We start from the raw sequence: 16,763 nt of genomic DNA, 5'->3' as shown, positions 1-16,763 counted from the left end.
TATTGGGTTAAAACCCAACCAACCCCTTTTTGTGGCAGGTGTGTGGCCCCCCCCCTCCCCCCCGCCCTTCGCGGGTGGTGGGGGTCCCCCCCCCCCCCCCCCCCCGGCGCCGGCGGCGGGGTGAAGACGTAGCGGCCGAGGAAGTCGATGGGGTCGTACTGGAGGGGGGAGAGGCGGGCGGGTAGCTCGTCGGTGACGGCAGAAGCCGTCGGCGGCCGGCTGCTTGACTGCGGCGTCGATGCAGAGGCTGTTGAACAGCACCACGGCGTTCAGGGCCAGGCCGAACGCGCCGAGTTGGTCTTATCCGAACTACGCAGTTTCGTTTGGATCAGTCGGTCGTTGGTCAGGGTGTGCCGAGTTGAGGCTGACGTTGCGCGGACGGTCCTTGATGTCCGAGAGCACCGACTCGCTCTCGTCGTCCTCCTCGGTGCTGTCATCGTCCACGGCTGCGGCCTCATCCTGGTCGGCGGTATCGTCGTTGTCGGTCGGGTCGGTGAAGATCAGCGCGTCCAGCCGGCGGGGACACTCCTCTTCCCACGCAAGGCGCGCGGCGACCTCGGTGACGGCCCGCTCGTCGGCCTGGTGCAGCGCGGACCGGATGATCGAGGTGACCTGGTCCGGGGGCGGAGGCTCGATCAGGTCGTGCCGCATCTGCCGGAACAGCTCGGCCCGTACCTGCTCCTGACTCCGTTCGTCGTGCCAGATCGCGTCCACCAGGTGGGAGCCGAGCGTGAGGTGATCGGTCGTGGTGCACTCGTGCCAGCCAGTCAGATCTCGCAGCTCGCTGCGGTGACGCTTCGCAGCACGCGAGGTGAAGTCGTAGAACCCCAGCTCGGACGCGGCGACGCCCACCTGCTTCGCGACGTGCTCGACCGCATCGGGCGGCAGTTCCATGCGCATCTTGGGAAACCGGCCGCGCCAGATCAGGAACTTGAGCTGGACGGCGAAGCCCAGTCTCGTCGCCCCGGTCTTGTTGCGTAACCATCCCGCCTCGTCGCCGGACAGGGTGAAGTGGTCCACCACCCCGTCCAGACCCAGAGCCCGCCCCACTCCACAACCCCTTCCGTCACCCCCCATACCCGGTATCGGGCCTGGACGGTAGAGGCGCCGATGTACACCGAGCGGAAATCTGGGGACCGCCCCGGCGCGGCGGCCGCACCTGGTAGAAGGCGCCCGGACGGGGCCTGCAGCCTCCCGCGTCGGGCGCCTGGGGGGGCCTGTGCCGGGGCCGGGGCAGCGGAAGGCCAGACATCTGCGGGTCCGGCAGGTGCTGCGTGCCGCCGTAAATGCACAGGCGGAACGCCTCCGGCCCCGCCGGACCGGCCACGTCGTGGGCGTCTGCGACGGGCTTGATCCGCTCCCGCTGGTCGCCGACCGCCGTTGAGTTCATGGCTGAGATGACTGGGGCCTGGTGGCTGGGCACGGACCGGGTACCGGGCTTGGCACTGTCCGGGCGCTGTGGCGCAGAGTGCGGAGCAGGGTGGCGGGGGCTGCGAGCGAGGAGGGGCCGTCGACCATGGTCAGGACCTTCAGAAACGCGTGCTGCACCTGGGGGTTGCGGGCTCCTGCTGCCAGCACCCGGTCCAGGTGATCGGCCATGAGACGCTGCGTGAGGGAGGGGGCGGGGCCTTGAGTGAGAGGGAAGCGCTGGTCGGCGGAGGTGGCCAGGAGCCAGGGGCCGTCGATCAGCCGGGAGAGACGGCGGTGGAAGCGGGCCGCGGTGGCCGTCGGCACGGCCGGTCCGCGCAGGCAGGCGCCGAGAAGCCGGGCACCTAGCGCCGCCACTGTCATGCCTTGTGCGTAGACGGGGTTGAAGGCGCATGCCGCGTCGCCGAGGACGAAGAGGTTGGCGGGGAGCGCCGTGGCCCGGTCGAGGTGACGGCGGCGGTTGGCGGTGGCACGGCTGGTGGCCACGGGGGTGAGCGGTGTCATGTGTTGGAGGGCGTGCGCGATCTCGGCGGTGGGCAGGGAGGCGGCGAAGGGGAGGAAGTCGTTCTCCTGCCTGGTGGGGCGATCCGGGCCGATCCCGAGGAGGGTGACGATCCAGCGCCCGTCCTCGATGGGGGCGATCACCGCGCCGCGTGTCGTGGCGGGGGCGTTGAGCAGGCTGTAGCAGGCGCGCCAGCCCAGGTCGTCGGCGGAGCTCCTACGGTACAACCGGGTGGCATAGCTCAGTTGGGGGTCGACCACGCTCTCGGGTACCGGTTCGGGGCAGCCGAGCGTCTTCAGCCAGGCGGGGAGCCGGGAGCCGCGCCCGGAGGCGTCCACAACCAGTTGGGCAGGGATGTCGGCTGTGGTTCCGCCCCGCAGGTCCCGGACCCGGACGGCTGTCACGCGGTGTCTGGTGCCCATCAGGTGTTCGACGTGGTGGCGGTCGAGGAGGCGGACGCCAGGGAGTGCGGTGATCTGTTCTCTGACGACTGCTTCGATGAGTGGACGGCTGGCTCCGACCACCCTGAGGGCGGAAGGGGAGCGGACACCCCAGCCGTACGGGGTGTGAATGGCCAGGTCGGCGCCGACGTCGATGTTCTGTCCACCGCGCTGGAGGAGGGCGGCGGTGAATCCAGGAAGGAGTTCTTCTACGGTGCGCAGCCCCCGGGTGAACAGTGCGTGGACGTGTGCCCCCTGGGGGACCCCGGTGCGGTGTGCCGCATAGGTGGGCAGTTCGTCCCGGTCGAGGACGATGACCTGCCGGAAGTGTTCGGCCAGGACACGGGCGGTGAGGAGTCCCGCCATGCCGACGCCGATGACCACGGCCTGCCCCCGCCCGGGGCTCCCGGGTGCCTCGGGCGTCATCGCACCCCCCGGGTCTGGGGAGTGCTGGCCAGGAGAGCGCACGGGAGCAGGCCCGTGATCTCCGTGCTGGTGGCGACGGCGTGATCTGGGGTGGTTGCGGGGAGGGGGGACATCGGCACTCCTGGCCTCAGTCGGCTGATGCGGAATGTGGCGTTGCTGGTGCAGAGGCCCGCGCTTTCGGCGCAGCGCGCTGTGCGGTCCGGCTCCCCGACTTGGTGCTCGCGGGCAGAAACAGGGAGACCACGTACAGGGTGGACAGCATGGAGCCGAGGGTGACCAGAACGATGACGGACAGGAGCAGGTTGCTCATGGCGGTGGCACGGGCGATTACCGCAGGCCAGAAGAGGGCGGCGAGGTAGGCCAGATAACCGCTGCCCAGCAGCGGCAGGGCGAGCAGCCGGCGGATACCCCCGAAGGCTGCCACGGCGAGGTTGCCGATGTTCTGCCGGGTAGTGCTGATCAGGATGTCGCTTGCCTGGCAGGGAGAGGCGGCGCAACGGACCAAGGTCATGTCAGTGGCTCCTCGACTCGTGGTCCAGGGGTGGTAGCCCCACCGTCGATGACCTGCCGGAAGCGTCCGGTCAGGACACGAGCTGCGAAGTGCCCCGCTAGGCCGGCGCCGATGACCATGGCGCGTACTTGGCATGGACACTCCTGGGGTGCGGGAGAGGGGCGGCGGATCACCGATCGCGGCCGGCGTCGGCCTCGGCCGCGTTTTCCGGGCGGGCGTGGGGCGGCGGGGGTCACACGAACGGCAGTGGCAGATGATTGGCCGTTATCGATCCTGGCAGCAGAGTGAAGAGCCGGAAGGCAGTGCAGTCGAGCATCACGGACACGTCCAGGATCCCGATGACGGCGAGTGCCCGGATGGGTGTCCTGGCCCGGGGCGGCATCAGGGTGGTGCCGCGGAAGACGGTGTTGTTGGGGCCGCGGTGGATGTAGTAGTGCCGGATGAGCCAGGCGGTTCCGTACCAGAAGATCCCGGATGTCAGTGGCAGGTAGACGGGGACCTGGTACCACTCGGTGGAGAAGAGCGTCAGGAGCGGGACGCCTTCCCTGTAGGCGTAGGCGCCGGTCCGGATCCAGATGATCTCGATGGGCAGTCCGATGCCTGCGCAGATACCGAGTCCTGTGGCGGCGAGGCGGATTCCGCTCAAATTGGGCCACCGCCGCAGGACCCAGAAGTGCATGACGGCGGCGGCGGTGAGCGCGAACACTAGGCCGGTGAGGTATCCGACACCGGTGACCAGAAGAGGTTCGACCTTGACTGAGGGGTCGGGGAATCCGAAGACCTCCGGCCAGGCCGGTAGGTATTCGCCCCAGGAGGGGATGTGCAGGCTCGCGGAGTTGAGCATCCCCATGGGGGAAAAGTAGGGGTCGAGCCCCGCCTGGGAGACGAATCCGAGCAGCAGCAACGCGTCAATGGTCAGGCGGCGTTCGGCGATGCAGCGGCGTGCGATCCAGACGACGAGCGGGACGACCATCACGATAACGAGGAACTGCGCGGTCCAGAGCAGGGTCTGATGGGTCCTGCTCAGTGTGCCGAGGTCGCCGGTGCTCAGCCAGAGCTGCCCCGAGGCAAGGTAGCGCACCGCCACGTATGCCTCCAGGCCAAGGAAGAGGGCCCCAACGGTGGCCCAGAGGACCACCGGTGTGGGACGGCGCCGTCGGACGGGGGGCGCCGACGCCCGGGCGGGCTCGCGCTCGGCCTTGGCCGGGTCGGATTCGGGTCGGGTGTACACGGCCATCACCTCCGGGAGGTTTGATCCGCCAGGCCCATCGCGTCCAGGAGCCAGGCGGTCAGTGATGCGGGGCTGGGTTTGACCCAGATCACGCCGGGTTTCATTTCGATGTGCAGGGCGTGCTGGAGGCGCTGCTGGAGCTGGAGGGCGCCCAGGGAGTCGAGGCCGAGGATGACCATGCTGGTGTGCGGACCGATGTGGCGGGTGGTGCCGCCAAGCAGTTCGCGTACGGTCCCGATGATGAAGGTCTCCAGGATCTCCCGGCGCTCCGGCGGGCTCTCGGCTGCGAGGAGCTGGCCGCGTACCGCGGTCTCGTCTTCTTCGGGTTCCTCGCCGGTGAGCAGCGGGGCGAGCAGGGTGGAGGTGCGCAGGGCCGGATAGGGCGCGATCCACTGGGCGGTGTCCAGTGGGGAGTACGCGATCTGGCGGTGTCCGGCGGTCAGGATACGTTCGAGTGCGTCGATGCCTTCGGCGGGGCTGATGGTGAGGAAGCCCCGGTCGGCGAGGTGCTGTCCGCGGCCGACTTCGCTCCAGGCGCCCCAGTGGATACCGGTGGCGGGCAGACCGTGGTCGAGGCGGTGGCCCACCAGGCCGTCGAGGAAGGCGTTGGCCGCAGCGTAGGCGGCCTGTCCCGGGGAGCCGATCAGGGAGGCGACGGAAGAGTACAGGATGAAATGATCGAGATCGCTCTGCGCTGTGGCCTGGTGAAGGGCCCAGGCGCCGTCGGCCTTGCCGCGCCAGACCCGTTCCAGGAGAGTGTCGTCGAGGCGGGTGATGGTGGCGTCCTCGACGACACCGGCCGCATGGAACACCCCGCGCAGGGTGCAGCCGTCCGCGCCGGCCACTGCGACCGCCCGTGCGGCCACCGCCGGGTCACCGATGTCACCGCAGGCGATGTGGATGTCGGTACCCGCATTGCGCAGGGTGTCCAGCCGGGCTTCGGTTTCGGCGACGGGGGCGGAACGTGCGCTGATGACGATCCGGCCCGCGCCGCTCCGCGCGAGCCATTCGACGGTGAGCAGGCCGAGACCGCCCAGACCACCGGTGACCAGGTAGGCCGCGCCGGGCCGCACCGGCGCTCCGGTCCTGTCGGCAAAGCTGTCGCCGTCCGCCCCGGTGCGTACCTGGGCGATGTGGCGTCCCACAGGCGACAGTGCGATCTCGGTGAGGGGCTGCTGGCAGTCGAGCAGCTCGCTCACGATGTCCGGGTACGGCGCCTGGTGCGGCGCGAACTCCAGGACGCCGGCCCGCAGCTCGGGATGCTCGTATGCGACGACCCGCAGCAGGCCGCGGACGGCGGCCGTGGTGAGCGGCGCACGGCCCGCACGGCTGAGAACCCACAGCCGGGGAGGGTGCTCCCCCTGCGACAACCGGCGTACCAGCGTGACCACGTGGGCAACCGATGTCCGGGCGGCGCTGGGGGTGTCAGCGGACTGCTGCTCGTCGCCCAGAGCGAGGACGACTCCCGTACGGGGGGCCGGAACATCCGTGCCGTTGAGGGCGGCGGCCAGAGGCAGGAGCCGGCTGCCGGCTGTCTGCTTGTTGAGTTCCAGGGCGAGATCCGCGGGCCAGGAGCTGTCGTCGGCGGCGAGGACGGTCCAGGTGCTCTCCGTGGCCCGGGGCCGGCCTTCAGGGGCGGGGGCGGGGACCCATTCCTGGTGGAGCAGGCGGGCAGTGAAGCGTTCGGTGGGCGGGGTGATGTTGGCGATGCGCAGTCCGCAGAGCTCGGCGACGACGGTGCCGTCGGCAGTGGCCAGCCAGCCAGAGGCCGTGCAGCCCAGATCATCGGCCTGGTGAAGCCGTACCAGGGCCCTGCGGGCGTGGGCGGTCGGCCCGTGGACCCGTACCTTCCCGAATCCGGCGACGACCACCGGGCCCGGGGTGAGCGTGTAGTGGGCAAGCCAGGCCGCCACCGCGGTCTGCACCACCTGGTCGGCGAGTGCTGGGTGCAGGGCCATGGCCCCCGCGGAGACCTGGGCGCTCTCATGGGTGTGCAGTACGGACAGGGACAGATCCTCGGTGGGGTGCACCTGGATGCGGTCCAGAGCGGTGAAGGCGGGGCCGTGGAAGACGTTGTGCTTGTCCCGGAAGGTCCGGTGCAGGGCCGCGATGTCGTAGTCCCGCCAGTCCTTGGGGTCCAGGTCGGCAGGGGCGAGCGGCGTGGGGCGCTCATCCTCGGGCAGCGGGCCTGCGCTACCCCGGGCGTGCACGGTCACGCCGTCCTCGCCGACGGTCACGATCTCAATGCGCACGGTGTCGCCGTCGCGGACCAGCCGGGTGGTGACCTGCGGCTCGGGATCGAGGACGAGCGGAGTCAGCACGCTGACGTCCCAGGCGGCGACGCGTCCGGTACCGAACACGCAGGCTGCGGCGGCCAGCATCATCTCCACGACTCCGGTGCCGGGCAGCACAGGCACGTCCGCCACCGCGTGGTCGGCAAGCCAGGGCAGCAGCCGCGGGCCGACGGGCGTCTGCCACAAATGGCGCCCGGGGACATCGGGATCGTGGACGTGGCCGCCGAGCAGCGGATGCTGCGCCGCTCCCGGAAGGGCGGGAGCCACCAGGCGGTAGACGGGCTCGTCGCCGCCGTGACGGGTGCGGTGCCAGTCGGTGACCGGAACGTCTGCGAGGTCACCGCCCCCGTAGTGGCTGGCGAAGTCGATGCCGTCATATCCGGCCACGTGGAGCGTGCCGAGGTGGGTCAACAGCGCGTCCTGGTCGTCCGTCCCCTGGCGCAGGCTGCCGACGGCGACGGTATCGGGGGCGGCGTCAGCACGGGCGGTGTCCAGGATAGGGCGTACCGCGAGGGGGTGGGCGGTGCACTCGATGAACAGCCGGTGCCCGGCGGCGAGCGCGGCGGAGACAGCCGTGTGGAACCGGACCGTCTCGCGCTGATTGCGCACCCAGTACGCCCCGTCCAGCAGCCCGGGGTCCAGCGGGTCGGGCGACACAGTGGAGTAGAAAGGGATCTGGGGATGCGCCCGGGGGACGTCGGCCAGCTTCATGCGCAGCCGGGCCAGGATGGGGTCGACCTGCGGGGAGTGCGAGGCCACGTCCACTTCGATCAGCTTGGCCACCACGCCGTCGGCCTCCCACCGCTCGACCAGAGCGGCGATCTGTACGGCGTCCCCGGAGACGACCGTGATGCCGGGTGAGGTGAGCACGCCCAAGGTCACCCCGTCTGCCCCGGCCTCGTCGATCGCCGCCTGCGCCTGGGCGGCGCCGAGCATCACCGAGGCCATGGCCCCGCCGGAGATGGTGGCCAGCAGTGCCGAGCGGCGGCAGATCACCTTCACGCCGTCCTCCAGGCTCAGGCCGCCCGCCACGACCATCGCGGCGACCTCCCCCAGCGACTGCCCGATGACGGCCGCGGGCTCGATCCCCCAAGACCGCCAGACCGCCGCGAGCGCCACCTGGATGCTGAAGAGAACGGGCTGGATACGCTCCACCCCGACCAGCCGCTCCGGGTGTTCGATCACCTCGCGTAGCGAGAACCCGGCCTCAGTGCGGATCAGCGGTTCCAGTTCGTCCACTGCCGCGGCGAACACCGGTTCACTCGCCAACATGCCCCGGCACATGCCGGGCCGCTGCGAGCCCTGCCCGGTGAACACGAACACTGGACCCGAGTGCCGGGGCGGCAGCACAGGGGTACCGGAGACCACCCCGTCGGCCGCCTCCTGCACGGCGAAGGTGCGGGCCCTGGCGGCGAGTTGACGGTGGTCGCGGGCGACGATGGCCAGGCGGTGGTCCGCGTGCGAACGCCGCTGGGCCAGTGTGTGGGCCACATCCAGCAGTCCGGTGCCGGCTCCGGGACCCTCCGCCCATGCGGCCAGGCGGGACGCCGAACGGGTCAAGGTCTGCGGGGAACTGCCCGACAGAGCGAACAGCCGGGCCTGCCCCTCGGCCAGCCGGGGACGGTGAGGCCGGGCGCGCGCGGTGGGGGCGGACTCGAGAACCACATGGGCGTTGGTGCCGGTCACCCCGTACGAGCAGACAGCCGCCAGCCGCGCCTGGCCGTCCACCGGCCACGCGGCGAGCTCGGTCGGCACAAAGAGCCGGGAGTCCTCGCCCCGCGAGATGGCGGGATTCCACTCCTTGAAAGTGGCGTTGGGAGGGATGGCACCGCGCCGCAGGGACTCCATCGCCTTGATGGCGCCCGCGATACCGGAAACCGGCTCGGAGTGCCCGATGTTCGTCTTGATCGAGCCGAGAGCGCACCGACCCCGGCCGCGCCCGTAGACGGCGTTGATGGAGGTGTACTCGACCGGGTCACCCACAGCAGTGCCCGGGCCGTGGGCCTCTACCAGTCCGACCTCACCCGGGTCGATGCCCGCCTTGGTCACCGCCTCCCTGAACAGCTGCTGCTGCATGGACGTGGAGGGCGCCGTCAGGCGGCTGGCCTGGCCGTCGTTGTTCACCGCGCTGCCCCGGATGACGGAAAGGACCCGGTCCCCGTCCCGCCGCGCATCGGCCAGCCGCTTCAGCACCAGCACACCCGCACCCTCGCCCCGCACATAACCGTCGGCACGGGAGTCGAAGGCATAGCACGCGCCGCTCCCGGACAGCAGCAGGGGAGCCTCGCAGTAATGCGTTTCCGGCGAGAGCATCAGCAGCACGGCACCGGCCAGGGCGGTGTCGCACTCTCCCAGCGTGAGCGCCCCGCACGCCGTGTCCAGCGCGACGAGACCGGATGAGCAGTGCGTGCTGACGACCATCACCGGCCCGCGCAGATCCATCGAGAAGGCGACCCGTCCGGCCGCGCCGGCGGTGAAGTTCCCGAACAGATAAGGGCTGTTGGGGGCATCCTCCACCGGCCGTGCCTCACGGAAGAGATTGTCCGGCGCGTACGTGCCCACATAGACACCAGTCCGTGAACCGCGGATCCGGTCCATCGGCACACCCGCATGCTCCACAGCCTGCCAGGCCACCTCCATCAGCACCCGGAACTGCGGATCCACCCACCTCTGCTCCATCGGAGCGACCGAGAACGCTTCAGGCTCCCACGCCCACACATCCCCTTCCAGGAAACAGCCGTGCCCCGCCCGCTCGGCCAGCTCCGGATCGTGCAAGGCCGCAAGCCGCCCCGCCCCCCACCGGTCAGCCGGCACCGGCCCCACCGTCTGTCGGCCCTCGGCCGCCAGATTCCACAGCTCCGCCGCGCTCTCCACACGGCCGGGAAACCGGCACCCGACTCCGACGATCGCGATGGGCTCGCGTTCTGAAGCAGACATGGGTGCGCCTCCGCACTACTCGGCGATCGCGGTGCTGTATGCGAACTGGAAGACCGGAATCTGTTGCCCGTCGACCAGGGCCACCTCACCCGTGGCCTCGAAGCGCTGATGCCGTCCGTACTAGGCCACCACCACCCGTGCATCATCAGCCGTACCGTCCAGCACTTGGTGCACACGCGGGACTTCGGGAGCTGACTCTGATCCTGCGGTGCCCGGGCCGCACCGTGCTATCGATGTCACTCCCTTTGTGCTGCGCAGAAAAGCCTGATCAGGGGGCGCACTGATCGGAAGAGAGCACTTCACCATGCTGCGGATGCCATAGAGAGGTCTCCGCACACGAGCGCCCCCTTGAGCTCCGGTGCGCAGTCAAGCGCTCCGCCGTATAATCCGGCGCCGTCAACCCGCGAGGACGCATCGACCAGGCCCAGGGCCAACGGTAACGCAGCACGGTTCTCACAAATGGCCAAATGAGAAGCCGCCCCGGCCGTCCGCCCAGTGTCCGAAATGTTCGCCCTCCACGTTCTCAATCGGCCTCTCGGAATGCTTTATTGAAACGCCGTCATGGCTGTAGCTTCTGAGGCGTGACTGACGAGGGGTTCGACGCCCCCCCCGTGCCATCGAGCGCCAGCCCTGCCCGTCCTGTGACGTGCCCGCCGGGGCGGCGTGCCGCACCGGGGCCGGGAAGACCGCGGCGAAGTACCACACCCGCCGCCTCCAGCTCGTGCCCCGCGTCGCCGAGGAACTCCACATCCTCACCCCGCCCGACCGCCACCCCGGTAGACGCTGGACGCTGGGCCCCGAGCCCGGTACACCAGCGGCGGCCGAGCCCGCGCCGCTCGCGGCGGGGATCACCGCGGTCCGCATCGGCTACGCCCGCTGCTCGACCGCCACCCAGGAACTCCAGTCCCAGCTCGACGCCCTCACCCCGGTCTGCTTCGAGGTGTTCCACGAGAAGGTCTCCACCCGTGTCAAGGTCTGGCCCGCATACGAGAACGCCGTCGCGATGGCGGTCCGCTTCAAGAACCTGCACCCCGACGTCCAGGTCATCCCGACCGTCCACGAGTTCCGCCGCCTCGGCCGCGGCATCGACCTCCTCGTCACCGTCGAGGACCTGCGCAAGATCGGTATCGCCCTGGAATTCCTCACTGGCCCCATTGAGAAACTTCGCACCCGGACAGCCAGTTGACGTGCCCGCCGTCGGATTCACTCGTGCCTGGCCAGCCGCATGGGCCACGAACTGCGGCTCAGAACCCGTCTTTGAACCTCAAGGGCCAGCGAAGAACTCAGCGGCGTCCAAGCCGCGTCCTCGTGCCCTCTTCTCCGATCAGTGTCCTCGCGTGCTGCGGCGAGGACGCCCCCGCGCTCTGTCCGCCCATGGATTCCCCGGTGAACTGGCCACCCCGAACGAGATGTTCGAGTCGGCAGCGGGGGACGACGTTATCTGGGGTTCGTGAGCTGAATGGGTGGTTCACAGCTTTGATCATCGCCCTGTCTCGGCAGGTCGGTGCATGCCATCGGTTGTATCTCGGGGCTTTGTCTACGGGCGGGTCTGAGGTGGAAGGGGGAGGTGGAGGAGGGTGTGGAGGTCGACGACCCGGTAGCCGTGGGCGGTGATCGCGTCGAGGATCCGCGGGAGGGCCTGGGCGTCGATCACCTCGGTGCGGCCCTCAAATGCCCCGACGTGCTTCTGCGGGATCGCCCCTGGGTGAAGGGCCTCCAGTGCCCTGCGCACGGCGCGTTCCACGGTCATGTCGCCCTCGGTGCCCTTCCACCCGTTGGTGTCGGTGGTGAATTCGATGTCCGTGAATCCCAGCCTGTTGACCTCCCTGATCTGTGCGGGGCTGGTCTCGCTGTAGGGGAACCGGAAGAACGGGGTCAGAGCCTCTGCTGCCCCGGCCGCGCGCAGAGCCCGGTCCGCTGCCAGGATTTCGAGGCGTTGTCCGGCCGTGGTCAGGTCCTTGAAGTAGGGGTGGCTGTAAGAATGGTTGCCCAGGCCGTGTCCCGCGGCCGCGATATTTCTCACCGCTTGGGGATATCGGTGGGCGAAGTCGCCGGTCAGGAAGAACGTGGCAGGCTCGTGTCGGCGGGCGAGCTCGCCGAGGACGAGCCGGGCCCAGGCCGAGGGCCTGCAGCTGACCGGCGAGGGCGGGCTGCTGCAGCAGCTGACCAAGCGGCTGCTGGAGTCCGCTCTCGAGGGCGAGATCACCGACCACCTCGGCTATGACAACCACGATCCGGCGGGCAAGGACGGCGGCAACTCCCGCAACGGCAAACGCTCCAAGACCGTGCTGACCGAGGTGGGACCGGTGGAGATATCGGTGCCCCGCGACCGGGACGGCTCCTTCGAACCGAAGATCGTAAAGAAGCGGCAGAAGCGCCTGACCGGTGTCGACGAGATGGTCATCTCGCTGGCCGCCAAGGGCCAGACCACCGATGAGGTCCAGGCCCATCTCGCGGAGGTCTAGGGGCGGAGGTCTCCCGGCAGACCATCTCCACGATCACGGACAAGGACCTGGACGGCATGGCCGAGTGGCAGAACCGGCCGCTCGACGTCGTTTATCCGGTGGTCTTCATCGACGCCATCCACGTCAAGATCCGCGACGGCGCGGTCGCCAGCCGGCCGATCTATGTGGCCATGGCCGTGGCTACCGAGGGGCGACGCGAGATCCTCGGGCTGTGGGCCGGCGACGGCGGCGAGGGCGCCAAGCACTGGCTGCACATCCTCACTGAGATCAAGAACCGCGGTGTCAGCGACGTGCTGATGCTGGTCTGTGACGGGCTCAAGGGCCTGCCCGAGGCAGTGGAGACGGTCTGGCCTCGCACGATCGTGCAGACCTGTGTGGTCCATCTGCTGCGGAACTCCTTCCGCTATGCGGCCCGCCAGGACTGGGACAAGATCGCCCGCCTCCTCAAGCCCGTCTACACGGCGCCGACCGAGGAGGCCGCCCTGGAGCGGTTCGCCGAGTTCGTCGACGCCTGGGGCAGGAAGTATCCGGCGATCGTGAAACTGTGGGAGAACGCCGGGGAGGAATTCACCCCGTTCCGGCGGTTCGACACCGAGATCCGCCGCATCGTCTGCACGACGAACGCGATCGAGTCGGTGAACGCGCGGATCCGCCGGGCGGTCAAGGCTCGCGGACACTTCCCCAACGAGCAAGCCGCGTTGAAGTGCGTCTACATGGCGATCATGTCGCTCGATCCCACGGGCAAGGGACAGGCCCGCTGGACCATGCGCTGGAAGACCGCGTTGAACGCCTTCGACATCACCTTCGACGGCCGGCTCTCAGCCGCCCGGCAGTAACCCAACCACCCCAGTTACACCGCTCGTTTGACAGACCCACCACTGCCGCCTCCACGTCGGCCGGCGACTACGTGGATGTGCTTTCGTAAGATTCGCGCGGCTCGCTGGCCTCGGGGTCGGACAGCGGGGTGACGAGCTGTCGCTCAGCGACTTCCAGGCCATGTTGGCGAGCTGACCGCGTCGGCACCCCGCAGCAGATGTTGGTGGGTGCCGACGCGTTCGCATCCGCTGGGCGGCTGGGGTAAGTGGTCAACGCTGGAATTTCTTCGGGGGGTTGATCCGAGAAGGGGGTTTGTGGCGGGACCGGTCCGGGTCGTCTTGGTTGCATGGCGAGGCTGCTGCCAGGGCCGGGGCCGCCGTGTCAGCGCCGCCGCTCCTGCTGGCCGGGCCTGGTCGCTGATCGCCCAGTGAGGGGTGTCGTTGACGAGTGAGTCAACCACGCCCTGGTGGTCCAGACGGCGAGGCGGGCCTGTGTCAGCTCAGCGTGTACTCCAAGACGTAGGAGTGGCTGCCGTCCTCGGACTGGATGATCTCGAAGGCACCCGTGATCCCCGCGAGGTCGCCGGAGCCCGTTCCCTGGACCACGCGGATCGCGATCTGCTCCCCGTGGCTACCGGGCGCGCTGTGCTGGAGGACGAAGGAGCCCTTGCGGCCGTTGAGTTCGCCGGTGAATCGCTCCACGGCGACATAGGCCGCGGGACTGCCCTCGGTGTCGGCCACCGACAGCATGTTCACGGTGCTGGTGCCGGCCAGGCCACCGTGGAAGGTCTTGGTGATCCGCACGCGGCCAAGCGCGGCGCCCGGGCCTTCGTCGAGCACCTCCGGTTCGAATGATGTGAGGTCGAACGTTCCGCTGGCCTTCGTGCTCATTCTGCGCCCCTGGAGTCTTGATCGTCTGTATCGCGCAGCAGCCTTGCACACAGCACTGACAATCCCTGCACGGGGACCGTCGAAGGCCCGGCTCAGTACTTCCGGCAGCGGGCCGACAGGGCGTCGAGGTCGGTCTGCATGGTGAGGTGGAGCTGGTCGAGGGCAGAATCGGGCTTGCGGGAGATCTCGCCGAAAGCAACTCGGGGCGGCGCCGGGGGCGTTGCCATGACGTCGCAGGATACAGGGACGGGTGTGGCCCGGTGTCGGCCCGTTCCCCGTTGCCCTTGAAGGATCGGTCGCTCTCCTCCCGCGCCCCTCGCCTCTGCCGTGCCCGTCGTGCTGACCGCCTCCGAGCGTCACCGGCTGAAGAAGATGGCGTACGGCCACACGACTGCGCATCAGGCCCGGCAGTGGGCAACCATCGTGCTGCTGGCGGCCCGAGGGGGTCCCCATGCCCGGATAGCTGTGCAGAGGCGGCTGCACGTGGACACGCTGCGCACGTGGCGGGGCCGCTTCGCCGCTGGAGGACTGTGTGCCCTGGCCGACCGTAAGCGGTCCGGCCGGCCAGTGTCGTTCACCGCGTAGCAGGTTGCCGAGGTCAAGGCGCTGGCGTTCAGTTGCCCGCTGGGACCGGCGCGCCGCTGTCGCGCTGGTCGTGTCCGGAGCTGGCCCGGGAGGTGGTCGACCGGTCCATCGCCGGGTCGATCTCCCCTTCCACCGTGCGGCGCTGGCTCAAGCAGGACGCGCTCAAGCCCTGGCAGTGCCGATCCTGGATTTTCGTGCGCGACTCTGCCTTCCGCCCCAAGGCCGCGCGCGTGCTGGACCTGTACGCCCGCACCTTCGACGGCGTCCCGCTGGGCGAAGACGAGTACGTGATCTCCGCGGACGAGAAGACTTCCCTCCAGGCGCGCTGCCGCTGCCACCCGAACCTGGCACCTGGGCAGGCCCGAGCGGCGGCTGGTCGACCTGTCCCACATCCACCTGTCGAAGGTGAAGGTCGGCAAGGAGTGGGTGGAGCTGGACGGCTTGCTGCTGCCCAGCCCGTTCACGCCGAAGGGCGAGCGCCCGACGGGGCCGCCCTGGTACGCGACGCCCACCGTCGCCTACGCCCAGGAGCTCGGCTACGAGGTGCGCCCGATCGAGGCGTGTGTCCGGTACGACAAACGCCGCTATCTGGACGGCTGGTACAACCGGCTCCGCGACGCCTGCCTCGCCACGATGGCCGACCTCGGCGTCGACGCCGGCCTCGCCCCGGCCGGCTTCCTCGCCTCGATGGACGGCTACAAGTACCGCGGCCCGCACCTGGCGATCGTCGCCTCGGCGATCAAGGCCACGGTCAAGGGCGGCCTGGGCAACGACAACTCGAAAACGTCAGTAGGACGACGGCGCTGGGTCGTCGAGCGCACCATGTCGTGGCTGTCCGGCTACCGGCGGCTCAGCCCCCGCTACGAACGCGATCCCCGCAACTACCTGGCCTTTCCCGGACTCACCGCCGCCCTGTGCTGCTACAAGCGACTGATCCGCCTCACCACATAGGACACGGTCTGAGTCGAGGATGCCGAGGTCGGCGTCGGGCGGGCAGTGGGTGCAGGCGGTGGTGCCGTCGGCGAGCAGGCGACGTGCTTCGTCCAGGCCGATGGGGTGACGTCGTTTGCCGGCCATGTGGCAGGCGCCGCGGTGGACTCGTGTGGGCAGCCGTCCGACGCCGATGCCGAGTTCGGCGATCCAGTACGGGGGCCGTGGCTTCATCCGGCGGGCGTGCTCTTTCTCGGCCTGCGGCTGCTGGAATCAGGATGGTCAAGGTTGTCTGGTGTCAGTCGGCGGAAGGCACTACGGCAGCGGACGCCGTGTTCGTGGTGGCCTTCGGCGGGACGTACGCTCCCCGGCGGGGCGCCGGTCCGCCGTCAGACGGCGCGCCAGCGCGCGCTGGCCCAGGAGAAGGCCCCGAAGGACATGAGGCCGACCGCTATCAGCGCCAGCAGCCATGGCCCCGCAGGGGTGCCGGCGAACGTGCGCAGGGTGTCGTCCATCCCCTTGGCCTCGCCGGGCCTGTGGCGGACGGCCGCGGCGATGGCGAAGCAGCCCGCGGTGGCGAAGACGACACCCCGGGCCGTACCGCCGAACATGCCGAAGAAGGACACGATTTTGCGCATCCTCTGCGACATGGCGAACATCCTCAGGTGCTTCTCGAACCTGCGCAGGAGGGCCCGGATGGCGATCCATATGCCGACGGCGGTCACCGCGGCCCCCGCCACGCCGACGATCCACTGTCCGCCCGGCCAGGCGAGCGCCTTCGCCGTGACGTCCTGGGAGTTCTTGTCGGAACTGCCACTGCCGCTGCCCTTGTCCCCGGCCGCGTAGGAGAGCACGGAGTACGCGACGAATCCGTAGAAGCAGAAACGGCCCGCGGCCATCGCCCTTCTGCCCGGCTTCCCGCCGTCGGGGCCCGCCTGCCCGAAGACAGCCTCGGACAGCCGCCACAGAGCCATCCCGGCCAGGGCAATGCCGAGCAACCACAACAGTACGGTCCCGAAAGGCTTCTGAGCGATTTCGGCGACCGCGCCGCCCCGGTCGGCCTGTCTGCCCCCGCCGGTGAATGCGATCCGCAGTGAGAGAACGCCGATCAGCGCGTAGATGACCCCGCGGCCGACGAAGCCCGCACGGGCCGCCGCCGCGACCGCTCTGCCGTCCGCTGCACGGTGGACCTGACCCAGTTGGCGTGTGGTTGCAGATGCCGATTTATTAGCCATGTCCTACCGGATGCCCCCGAAGGGCGATGCCATCCTGGCCGCCGGCCAGCGTCTCGCCGGGACACGCTGCCGG

General features: G+C 69.5%; 11 protein-coding genes and 5 pseudogenes. 5 read left to right on the top strand and 11 right to left on the bottom strand.

The genetic code is table 11. The features are described from left to right. Positions 1-309: 309 nt before the first annotated feature. The 6 genes and pseudogenes from ACZ5CZ_RS21850 to ACZ5CZ_RS21825 form a co-directional block, all read right to left on the bottom strand. Positions 310-1,020, bottom strand: a complete 711-nt coding sequence (locus tag ACZ5CZ_RS21850) for a DUF4158 domain-containing protein (RefSeq protein WP_468945137.1) — start codon at positions 1,018-1,020, stop codon at positions 310-312. 366 nt (positions 1,021-1,386) lie between these two features. Next, entirely contained in the window at positions 1,387-2,796 is a 1,410-nt protein-coding gene (locus tag ACZ5CZ_RS21845; protein WP_468945134.1) for an NAD(P)/FAD-dependent oxidoreductase, read from the bottom strand. Between the two features lie 127 nt (positions 2,797-2,923). Then, positions 2,924-3,307, bottom strand: a complete 384-nt coding sequence (locus tag ACZ5CZ_RS21840; RefSeq protein WP_468945132.1) for a hypothetical protein — start codon at positions 3,305-3,307, stop codon at positions 2,924-2,926. Positions 3,308-3,539: 232 nt separating this feature from the next. After that, positions 3,540-4,544, bottom strand: coding sequence for a spirocyclase AveC family protein (locus tag ACZ5CZ_RS21835; protein ID WP_468945130.1), 1,005 nt, complete (start codon positions 4,542-4,544; stop codon positions 3,540-3,542). After that, positions 4,544-9,769 carry a type I polyketide synthase gene (locus ACZ5CZ_RS21830; RefSeq protein WP_468945128.1) on the bottom strand — a complete coding sequence of 1,742 codons (5,226 nt, stop codon included), beginning with the start codon at positions 9,767-9,769 and terminating at the stop codon, positions 4,544-4,546. The genes ACZ5CZ_RS21835 and ACZ5CZ_RS21830 overlap by 1 nt, the downstream gene beginning before the upstream one ends. Positions 9,770-9,784: 15 nt before the next feature. Then, a pseudogene (locus ACZ5CZ_RS21825) lies at positions 9,785-9,877 on the bottom strand (DUF5988 family protein); the annotation flags it as partial. A 538-nt stretch (positions 9,878-10,415) separates the two neighbouring features. Here ACZ5CZ_RS21825 and ACZ5CZ_RS21820 point away from each other — a divergent pair. Continuing rightward, positions 10,416-10,955: a recombinase family protein gene (locus tag ACZ5CZ_RS21820; protein ID WP_468945126.1), complete on the top strand. Its 540-nt coding sequence runs from the start codon at positions 10,416-10,418 to the stop codon at positions 10,953-10,955. Between the two features lie 351 nt (positions 10,956-11,306). Here ACZ5CZ_RS21820 and ACZ5CZ_RS21815 read toward each other — a convergent pair whose 3' ends face one another. Next, a complete protein-coding gene (locus ACZ5CZ_RS21815) occupies positions 11,307-11,939 on the bottom strand; it encodes a polysaccharide deacetylase family protein (protein WP_468945123.1) in 633 nt (210 codons plus the stop codon). Here ACZ5CZ_RS21815 and ACZ5CZ_RS21810 point away from each other — a divergent pair. Continuing rightward, positions 11,836-13,070, top strand: a pseudogene (locus tag ACZ5CZ_RS21810) (IS256 family transposase). The gene ACZ5CZ_RS21815 and the pseudogene ACZ5CZ_RS21810 sit on opposite strands and share 104 nt — an antisense overlap. Positions 13,071-13,544: 474 nt before the next feature. Here the strand turns inward: ACZ5CZ_RS21810 and ACZ5CZ_RS21805 are convergent. Both ACZ5CZ_RS21805 and ACZ5CZ_RS21800 read right to left on the bottom strand, forming a co-directional pair. Then, positions 13,545-13,940, bottom strand: a complete 396-nt coding sequence (locus tag ACZ5CZ_RS21805; protein ID WP_385848080.1) for a DUF3224 domain-containing protein — start codon at positions 13,938-13,940, stop codon at positions 13,545-13,547. Between the two features lie 92 nt (positions 13,941-14,032). Continuing rightward, a complete protein-coding gene (locus tag ACZ5CZ_RS21800; RefSeq protein ID WP_385848081.1) occupies positions 14,033-14,167 on the bottom strand; it encodes a hypothetical protein in 135 nt (44 codons plus the stop codon). A gap of 145 nt (positions 14,168-14,312) precedes the next feature. Here ACZ5CZ_RS21800 and ACZ5CZ_RS21795 point away from each other — a divergent pair, with 145 nt between their 5' ends. The 3 genes and pseudogenes from ACZ5CZ_RS21795 to ACZ5CZ_RS21785 all read left to right on the top strand — a co-directional run. Next, positions 14,313-14,525, top strand: coding sequence for a helix-turn-helix domain-containing protein (locus ACZ5CZ_RS21795; protein ID WP_385848110.1), 213 nt, complete (start codon positions 14,313-14,315; stop codon positions 14,523-14,525). 360 nt (positions 14,526-14,885) lie between these two features. Further along, positions 14,886-15,293, top strand: a pseudogene (locus ACZ5CZ_RS21790) (telomere-associated protein Tap); the annotation flags it as partial. A 9-nt stretch (positions 15,294-15,302) separates the two neighbouring features. Continuing rightward, positions 15,303-15,476 (top strand): annotated as a pseudogene (locus ACZ5CZ_RS21785) (transposase); the annotation flags it as partial. Positions 15,477-15,509: 33 nt separating this feature from the next. Here the strand turns inward: ACZ5CZ_RS21785 and ACZ5CZ_RS21780 are convergent. Beyond that, a pseudogene (locus tag ACZ5CZ_RS21780) lies at positions 15,510-15,689 on the bottom strand (DUF6233 domain-containing protein); the annotation flags it as partial. Positions 15,690-15,844: 155 nt separating this feature from the next. Further along, positions 15,845-16,690 (bottom strand): DUF1206 domain-containing protein, encoded by an 846-nt coding sequence (locus ACZ5CZ_RS21775; protein ID WP_468945119.1) that lies wholly within the window; start codon positions 16,688-16,690, stop codon positions 15,845-15,847. Between the last annotated feature and the right edge of the window lie 73 nt (positions 16,691-16,763).

The sequence above is a fragment of the Streptomyces sp. NPDC031418 genome (assembly GCF_055581605.1).
This window is presented reverse-complemented; position numbering and strand designations above follow the sequence as displayed.

Coding starts and splice junctions, on each gene's coding strand:
- ACZ5CZ_RS21845 (WP_468945134.1), bottom strand. CDS start 2,796: ATGACGCCCGAGGCACCCGGGAGCCCCGGGCGGGGGCAGGCCGTGGTC.
- ACZ5CZ_RS21840 (WP_468945132.1), bottom strand. CDS start 3,307: ATGACCTTGGTCCGTTGCGCCGCCTCTCCCTGCCAGGCAAGCGACATC.
- ACZ5CZ_RS21835 (WP_468945130.1), bottom strand. CDS start 4,544: ATGGCCGTGTACACCCGACCCGAATCCGACCCGGCCAAGGCCGAGCGC.
- ACZ5CZ_RS21830 (WP_468945128.1), bottom strand. CDS start 9,769: ATGTCTGCTTCAGAACGCGAGCCCATCGCGATCGTCGGAGTCGGGTGC.
- ACZ5CZ_RS21805 (WP_385848080.1), bottom strand. CDS start 13,940: ATGAGCACGAAGGCCAGCGGAACGTTCGACCTCACATCATTCGAACCG.
- ACZ5CZ_RS21800 (WP_385848081.1), bottom strand. CDS start 14,167: ATGGCAACGCCCCCGGCGCCGCCCCGAGTTGCTTTCGGCGAGATCTCC.
- ACZ5CZ_RS21795 (WP_385848110.1), top strand. CDS start 14,313: ATGGCGTACGGCCACACGACTGCGCATCAGGCCCGGCAGTGGGCAACC.
- ACZ5CZ_RS21775 (WP_468945119.1), bottom strand. CDS start 16,690: ATGGCTAATAAATCGGCATCTGCAACCACACGCCAACTGGGTCAGGTC.